We start from the raw sequence: 6,606 nt of genomic DNA, 5'->3' as shown, positions 1-6,606 counted from the left end.
ATGGTCCACCCGGACGACTGGTGGCGCGTCAAGCAAGCGATGACCGTAGCCACGACGGAGCACATGGAGGAGTCAGTGGAGTACCGGTTACGGCGGAGAGACCAGTCGTTCATATGGGTCCGCAGTTTCATTGCCGCGATGCCCGCCGAACCGACTGACGAACTTGCGGCAATGGCATTCACCGTCAGGGACATCAATGCCCACGTATTGTCCGAACATCGCCGAAGCGCAGAAGAAGAGCAGCTCAAGCAGTTGGCCTATGTAGACAGCCTTACCGGACTTGGAAACAGACGCTATTTTGACGCCGAATTCAAAGCATATTTTCAACCGGCACCTGGAGCTGCGGCCGTTCCAGAGATGGCCGTGCTGTTCATCGACGTCGACTTCTTCAAGAAGTACAACGACATATATGGGCATCCGGCCGGCGACGAGTGTCTGAAGAATGTCGGCAATAACATCAAGCGCGCAATACGGGAAGGTGACCTGCTTGCCCGATATGGCGGCGAAGAATTTATCGTCGCGCTAGGCGGCTGCTCATATACCGTGGCAGTCGAAGCGGCAGAACGAATTCGAGCCAATATCGAAGGGCTGGCGGTGGCGCACGAAGGAAGTCCGCTCGGCGCTCTGACGCTCAGTATAGGGGTCGCTCACACGAGCGACGCCGAAACTATCAGCCCGAGCGAATTACTGGCGCTTGCTGACTCTGCGTTGTATGAAGCAAAACGTCTTGGACGAAACCATGTTTTCCACCGGCGCACTCTGCAAGCAACTTGATGCACTGGCACGAGCCGGCCGAAGGGTTCGACTAGTCTGGACATCTTGACGCTGCAATTTTCTCGCCCCGCTAGCGGCGAAGCCGCGCCTACGCCCTGCAACGCTCTCTCGCGTCTGGCTTTGACCGGACGACTGCGATGCCAATGGTTGTTTTACCCGGTAAAGTGAGTGTTCTGTACTCAAACGCTGCGCTCAAGCACATCAGGGACCTCCTTGCGGAAGCAATTGTCCCGCGACGCGGCATCCACTGTCCGGAGTAACGCGCAATGCCGCAACCGACGATACGGCTTGGTGGCACGCCCGCCGCCAGGCACACACTTGCCGCGCGACTCAAGGCGCGCGTCGCGCTGCTCGCGCTTTTCGTCGGCTCGATGTGGGCGGTGTTCTTCCTGTCGGTCGCCTTGCCCTTCCTGAATCTGACCCGGCACGGCGTCGTCCCACGAACGCTCGGCGGCTTGCAAGGCATCCTGTTTGCCCCGTGGCTGCATGCGAGCCTCGGGCACATTTCCGCCAACACAGGCGGCTTGCTCGTTCTAGGCTGGCTGTGCCTATGGCCGCGCATCTCGAACTTCTGGGAGGCGACCGCGGGCGCGATGCTGGGCGCGGGCCTCTGCGCGTGGTTATTCGGTGCACCTGACTCGATACACATCGGAGCGAGCGGGCTGGTATTCGGCTATGCCGGCTACCTGGTTGCCCGCGGCTACTACACCCGCAAACTCGTCCCGATACTCATCGCATTGTTCGTCGTAAGCAGCTTCGGTCTGAGCATGCTGTTCGGCGTGCTGCCCCTCTATCCCGGCTTGTCGTGGCAGAGCCATATCGGCGGCGTGTTGGGTGGTGTTCTTGCGGCGCGCATCGGTTCCTCCAGCCGCTCACGCGGGCGATGACGCGCCCACTGCCAGATAGTCCACCGCCGCCAGGCAAACACCGTCGGACTTGGCACCTCGTCGTGAGCACCACCACGACAATCGGTTTATCGGACGAGGAACCCGTATGTCAACGGGTCCCGCTCGTCCACTATCCAGTTGGCGAAGCCGCAAACAAAAGCGTTGCCTTCGACCTCGGGGATGACAGCCTTGAACTCACCTACGGTCGTTTCGCTCAGAACGCGTCCTTTGAACACGGTGCCGATAATGGACTCGTTCACCAGCGTCTCGCCCTTGCCCAACTGTCCGCGCAGATACAGCTGCGCTACCCGGCCACCCGTTCCAGAGCCCGTTGGTGACCGGTCAACCTCGCGGTCCGCGAAGACACAACAGTTGGCTTGTGTGGAACCAGCGTGCCGTGGAGCATTAGCAATGATGGTTCCGTAGATGTGGTTGATTTCAGGGATATGCGGATGCTCAACCGGAAACGCCATGTTGGCGGCCGCCTTCACCTCCGCGCCGAACCGGATGAGTTCTTCGACCGACGACTCGCGAACTTCAAGGCCGTGTGGCTGGCCGTCGGTGTAAAAATAGAACGCACCGCCAAACGCAATATCACCTGTCACTGAACCGAACGACGGCGTCTCAACCGTCACGTCCTTCTTCCAGATGAACGACGGCACGTTGACGAACCGAACATTGCCCGCATGCTCACCGTCCCACTGCACGAAAGCCTCGATGAATCCGCACGGTGCGTCGATACCGACGCGTGTCTCGGGAACCTGGCGTTGCACCCAGCCCAGCTCGACTGCCGCTGTGGACAACGCAATGACGCCGTGCCCGCAATGGTCGCTATACCCTTCGTTGTGCACGAAGATGATGCCGAAATCCGCCTCCGGGCTGACCGGCTCAGTCAGATAACCACCGTACATATCCGCATGACCGCGCGGTTCGAACATTAAGGCTCTGCGGATGTCGTCGGCATTCTCCTTCAGCCATGCGCGCCGCTTGACGATGGTGTCGCCAGGAAGACGCGGCAGACCACTGGTGACGATGCGAAATGCTTCTCCGCCGGTATGGACTTCAACAGTCGAGATGGTGCGTGAAATTTTCATGTTTGCTTCGAAGAACTCGGTTGGTTTGATGCTTTACTCGCCGTACGGAACGGGCAAGCCGCTTTTGATGACGTACACGGTGGTCGGCGCACCCTTGAGGTCACCAAACTCGTCAAACGAGTATGTGCCGGCGACACCTTTGAAGTTTTCCTTCGCGAGCTGAGCCGTCAGCTTCGCCTTGTCGGTCGTCGTCCCCGCCTTCACCATCGCATCGGCAAGCATCTTCACGCCATCGTAATAGCTGACGGCATAGACTTGCGTGTCGGTGTTATAGGCCGTCTTGTACTTCTGCAGGAACTCGCGGCCCGCGGCCGACTTCTCAAGCGCGATACCACCCTGCGCGCAATAGACAATGGAGGCGGCATCGCCGGCAACCTTACCCATGTCCGCCGAGCAGATGCCGTCGCCGCCCAGCAGTTTGGCGCGAAGCCCGCGCTGACGCATCTGTTTGGCCATCGGCGCACCTTGCGCTGCGTATCCACCGAAGAAAATCACATCCGGGTTCTTGGCCTTGATGCTGGTGAGAATCCCAAGAAAGTCGGTTGCCGATGAATTGGTGAACTCCTGGTCGACGATCTGGATGCCGTTTGCCTTGGCGACCTTGATGAATTGCTCCGCGACGCCCTGACCATATGCGGTGCGGTCGTCGATGACGGCCGCCGTTTTTGCCTTCAGCGTCTTCGCTGCGAACTGCCCCATCGTGCCGCCGAGTTGCTCGTCGCTCGCGCCGATACGGAAAATGTTCTTGAAGCCCTGCTTCGTCAAAGCCGGATTCGACGCGACCGGCAGAATAGGCACGCCACCGGCGTTGAAAACGCGCGACGCGGGAATGGCGACGCCTGAGTTGTACGGCCCAACCACCGCGACAACGCCACTGTCGACCAGCTTCTGTGCAACCTGCACGCCAATCTTCGGGTCCGCCTGGTCGTCTTGCGAGTCCAGTTTGAACGTCACCTTTTGTCCTGCCACGGTCACGCCGCCTTTGTTCAATTCGTCGATGGCCAGACGGGCGCCGTTCTCGTTATCCTTGCCGTTCGGTGCCTGGGGCCCGGTAAGCGGGGCTGAATGGCCGATGGTGACGACGACCTGGGCGGTTGCGGATACGGCAAAGCTAGCGGCCAGCAGAGCGGCCGTGGTTGTTGCGAGACAGCGCATACCGAACTCCAAGTGGACTAAGGGAGGACCAGATTATTCGCAGTTGGGTCCCAACACAATCTAATTTCAAAAAGACCGAACGGCTGTTGGTATTAAATAGAACCAATCGAACTCGTCCCTATGGCTTTTCTCCGGCGGTTGGCGTGCGAGTCAAACAACGAACCCGAACGGACTAGCGCAGAACACCACACCGAGGACACGCGTGACGGCTCCGCTCAACCGAGCGCCTCGCGGGCAAGACGGCATGCGGCCAGGTCCCACGCAGCGCATCCGACGCTCTTGAACAGAATGGGCGCAGCCGACTTCAGCTCCCCAGCCAGTGCCTCCGCTAGCGGAGAAACCTGATTCCAGTCGACGTTGGCCTGGATGAGGTCGCCCGCTTCATGCTTCGCGCCGACTGGGTCGTCTACGACCACGAAACTGCCGTCAATCGTTGCCTTTCCAATTTCCGCTGCGTCAGGCGTAAAGGCACCCACGCCGACAACAAGACGACCCGCTCGGGCCGACAGTGTGTAAACGGGAGACTTGCTGGTCGTGAGCGTGATCACGACTTCAACGCTGTCGGGAATCAAGTCGCCATGTAGGACTGACAGGTTGGGTGCCAGTGCCCGCATCCGCGCCACGAACGCCTGCGCGGCTGCTTGCGAAGTGCCCGTTACGAATAGCCGGGCTTCCGGGAAGGTAGCTGCTAACGCTTCAGCATGATTGGACGCCTGTTTGCCGGTGCCAATCATGAGGATTTCGCGCGGCGCTATGCCGTGCAGGGTCTGGATGCCCAGCACGGTTACGGCCGCGGTCCGACGGCCAGTCACGGTCGGGCCGTCGAGCACGAACAGCATTTCACCTGTATGCGAGTCGCACGCGACGACCTGACCATGAATGGTCGGCAACTCGCGCTTGCCATTCGACGGGCACACGCTCACCAGCTTATGAATGGCGATGTCTTCGGCGCTGGCCGGCATTGACAGCATCAGACCGCCTGCCTGCAGCGGGATGGCCATGCGCTCCGGACTTACGATGCGTCCTGCGCCGTATTCGACGATGCTCTCCCGAAGAGCGCGCACCAGCGAGGGATAGTCCAGCAGTGCAGCCGTTGCTCGGGCGTCGAAATTTCGGGTACTGAGAGAGGTCATGTTCTGGCTCGCCGATGATGAAGGTAAGACCGTTGCGCATGCTGGCGGGACGCGCCAATTGGCTGCTAATGAATCCAGTCTGCTGCAATTGCCGCAACTTCAGATGTCCACGGGGGACGATATCGCGGACCAAAATCTATACCAGTTGGCGACCAGAAACAAGTCAAACTTTCAGTTATTGGTCATTATTGAAACCACTTAGCTCTGAATGGTTCACTGACTCAAGTGTTTCGGCTGACAATGATACCAATTTGACGGAATGGCGGCCGACAAAGGACGCGCGCGGACGGGCTCAACCCAGCGATCCATGAATATCTCGGGCGGCAAAGTGGTATATTGAAGAACCACATCGCCCTCGCCAAGACTTACCCATGGCCCCCGCCCGCCTAGAATTCGAGAGTAACTTCCGCCCGCTACAGATCTACGAGCAGGTGTCGGAGAAGATCCGAGCGGAGATTCGTTCCGGCCGCTTTCTGCCCGATGCCCGATTGCCGTCGGAGCGTGAACTGGCATCTCTATTCGGCGTCGGGCGGCCAGCCGTTCGTGAAGCCATCGGGGCGCTGCAAAACGAAGGACTGGTCACAACCAAGCGCAACTCGGGCACCTATGTCGCGTCGACGGCCGCCCAATTGCTGGCTTCCGCGGCATCGGAGAAGCATGGCGAAGGCGAATTGGCTTCGGACTTCAGTCCGTCGGCGACACTCGACGTGCGGCTCATCCTCGAGCCGGCCATCGCGCGCCGTGCCGCCGCGCACAAGCAACGGGACCGACTTGCGGAGCACTATCTTTCGCAGATGGAGACGTTGACTGATGTTGCCGATGAGGAAGAACGCGCGTTGTGGAACAACAGCGACCGGCTCTTTCATCGGCAACTGGCTGTCATGACCGGCGATGCGTTGCTTACGAAGATTGCAGAGGAAATTGCCGCGACGATGGACCAGTCGCTATGGAAACGGCTGAAGGATGACGGCATCTACGACCCGACGCGGATTCGCCTATACGTCGCCGAACATCGTCTGATTTACGAAGCAATCGTGACCGGTAATGCCGACGCAGCGGCATTCTACGTAGAGCAACACATTCACCGTGTCCAACGGGACATCGCTCCACAATAAGCGGCTTTTTGAGCCCGTAGCCGGCGCCACAACAATTCGGACGACGGCCCCGAACCGGGCAACAGGCCGGTGAGCGGGCCGTAATTCTGCGAACCTTGTGGGCGAAGACATTCCTCTGCAACGAGTGACCCACCACGTCACTCAGAGCCACGAAGCCTCGACCACACCGGGACACGCATGTCGTCGATGCTGCTCAACGCATCGCGCAGGGTCTTGCCGTCGCCATAGCTGCTCCACACGAATGCCGCGCAAAGCACCGGTCGAACGGCATCGCAGTGTTCGACGCCACAAAATTGTGAAATTTCAGGACCACTCGCAGCACAGATTGCTGAGGCACTGACGGCTGAACCTAACAACGAGATCAGACATTGCAGCTGGGTCAAGATAACGGAGGTCGCCAGTCCGGCGACGAGCGTCTCGACCAGAGGCATCGCGGACGTACTGGCTT

At 59.5% G+C, this 6,606-nt stretch carries 8 protein-coding genes; 4 read left to right on the top strand and 4 right to left on the bottom strand.

Annotated elements, in window-relative coordinates; translation table 11 throughout:
* Together PQR02_RS34080 and PQR02_RS34075 are read left to right on the top strand one after the other, a co-directional pair.
* On the top strand, positions 1-774 hold a 774-nt coding region (locus PQR02_RS34080), incomplete at its 5' end, for a GGDEF domain-containing protein (protein WP_408242101.1).
* A 266-nt stretch (positions 775-1,040) separates the two neighbouring features.
* Positions 1,041-1,661: a rhomboid family intramembrane serine protease gene (locus PQR02_RS34075; protein ID WP_408242099.1), complete on the top strand. Its 621-nt coding sequence runs from the start codon at positions 1,041-1,043 to the stop codon at positions 1,659-1,661.
* An 86-nt stretch (positions 1,662-1,747) separates the two neighbouring features.
* On the opposite strand, the gene lhpH is transcribed toward PQR02_RS34075, so the two are convergent.
* The 3 genes from lhpH to lhpI form a co-directional block, all read right to left on the bottom strand.
* The gene (gene lhpH, locus PQR02_RS34070; protein ID WP_408242097.1) at positions 1,748-2,755 is read right to left on the bottom strand and encodes a trans-3-hydroxy-L-proline dehydratase; all 1,008 of its coding nucleotides are present in this window, start codon (positions 2,753-2,755) and stop codon (positions 1,748-1,750) included.
* 33 nt (positions 2,756-2,788) lie between these two features.
* Complete coding sequence (locus PQR02_RS34065; protein WP_408242095.1) at positions 2,789-3,910, bottom strand: branched-chain amino acid ABC transporter substrate-binding protein; 1,122 nt, start codon at positions 3,908-3,910, stop codon at positions 2,789-2,791.
* A gap of 215 nt (positions 3,911-4,125) precedes the next feature.
* Positions 4,126-5,043 carry a bifunctional Delta(1)-pyrroline-2-carboxylate/Delta(1)-piperideine-2-carboxylate reductase gene (gene lhpI / locus PQR02_RS34060; protein WP_408242093.1) on the bottom strand — a complete coding sequence of 306 codons (918 nt, stop codon included), beginning with the start codon at positions 5,041-5,043 and terminating at the stop codon, positions 4,126-4,128.
* Here lhpI and PQR02_RS34055 point away from each other — a divergent pair.
* On the top strand, positions 5,042-5,245 hold the full coding sequence (locus PQR02_RS34055; protein ID WP_408242091.1) for a hypothetical protein: 204 nt from the start codon (positions 5,042-5,044) through the stop codon (positions 5,243-5,245). The genes lhpI and PQR02_RS34055 overlap by 2 nt on opposite strands.
* A 169-nt stretch (positions 5,246-5,414) precedes the next feature.
* The gene (locus PQR02_RS34050) at positions 5,415-6,158 is read left to right on the top strand and encodes a FadR/GntR family transcriptional regulator (protein ID WP_408242089.1); all 744 of its coding nucleotides are present in this window, start codon (positions 5,415-5,417) and stop codon (positions 6,156-6,158) included.
* Positions 6,159-6,295: 137 nt separating this feature from the next.
* On the opposite strand, the gene PQR02_RS34045 is transcribed toward PQR02_RS34050, so the two are convergent.
* On the bottom strand, positions 6,296-6,589 hold the full coding sequence (locus tag PQR02_RS34045; RefSeq protein ID WP_408242088.1) for a hypothetical protein: 294 nt from the start codon (positions 6,587-6,589) through the stop codon (positions 6,296-6,298).
* Positions 6,590-6,606 lie beyond the last annotated feature (17 nt).

It is taken from the genome of Paraburkholderia sediminicola (assembly GCF_046026895.1).
GTDB lineage: Bacteria > Pseudomonadota > Gammaproteobacteria > Burkholderiales > Burkholderiaceae > Paraburkholderia > Paraburkholderia sediminicola_C.
This window is presented reverse-complemented; position numbering and strand designations above follow the sequence as displayed.

Coding starts and splice junctions, on each gene's coding strand:
- PQR02_RS34045 (WP_408242088.1), bottom strand. CDS start 6,589: ATGCCTCTGGTCGAGACGCTCGTCGCCGGACTGGCGACCTCCGTTATC.
- PQR02_RS34075 (WP_408242099.1), top strand. CDS start 1,041: ATGCCGCAACCGACGATACGGCTTGGTGGCACGCCCGCCGCCAGGCAC.
- PQR02_RS34050 (WP_408242089.1), top strand. CDS start 5,415: ATGGCCCCCGCCCGCCTAGAATTCGAGAGTAACTTCCGCCCGCTACAG.
- PQR02_RS34065 (WP_408242095.1), bottom strand. CDS start 3,910: ATGCGCTGTCTCGCAACAACCACGGCCGCTCTGCTGGCCGCTAGCTTT.
- PQR02_RS34055 (WP_408242091.1), top strand. CDS start 5,042: ATGTTCTGGCTCGCCGATGATGAAGGTAAGACCGTTGCGCATGCTGGC.
- lhpI (WP_408242093.1), bottom strand. CDS start 5,043: ATGACCTCTCTCAGTACCCGAAATTTCGACGCCCGAGCAACGGCTGCA.
- lhpH (WP_408242097.1), bottom strand. CDS start 2,755: ATGAAAATTTCACGCACCATCTCGACTGTTGAAGTCCATACCGGCGGA.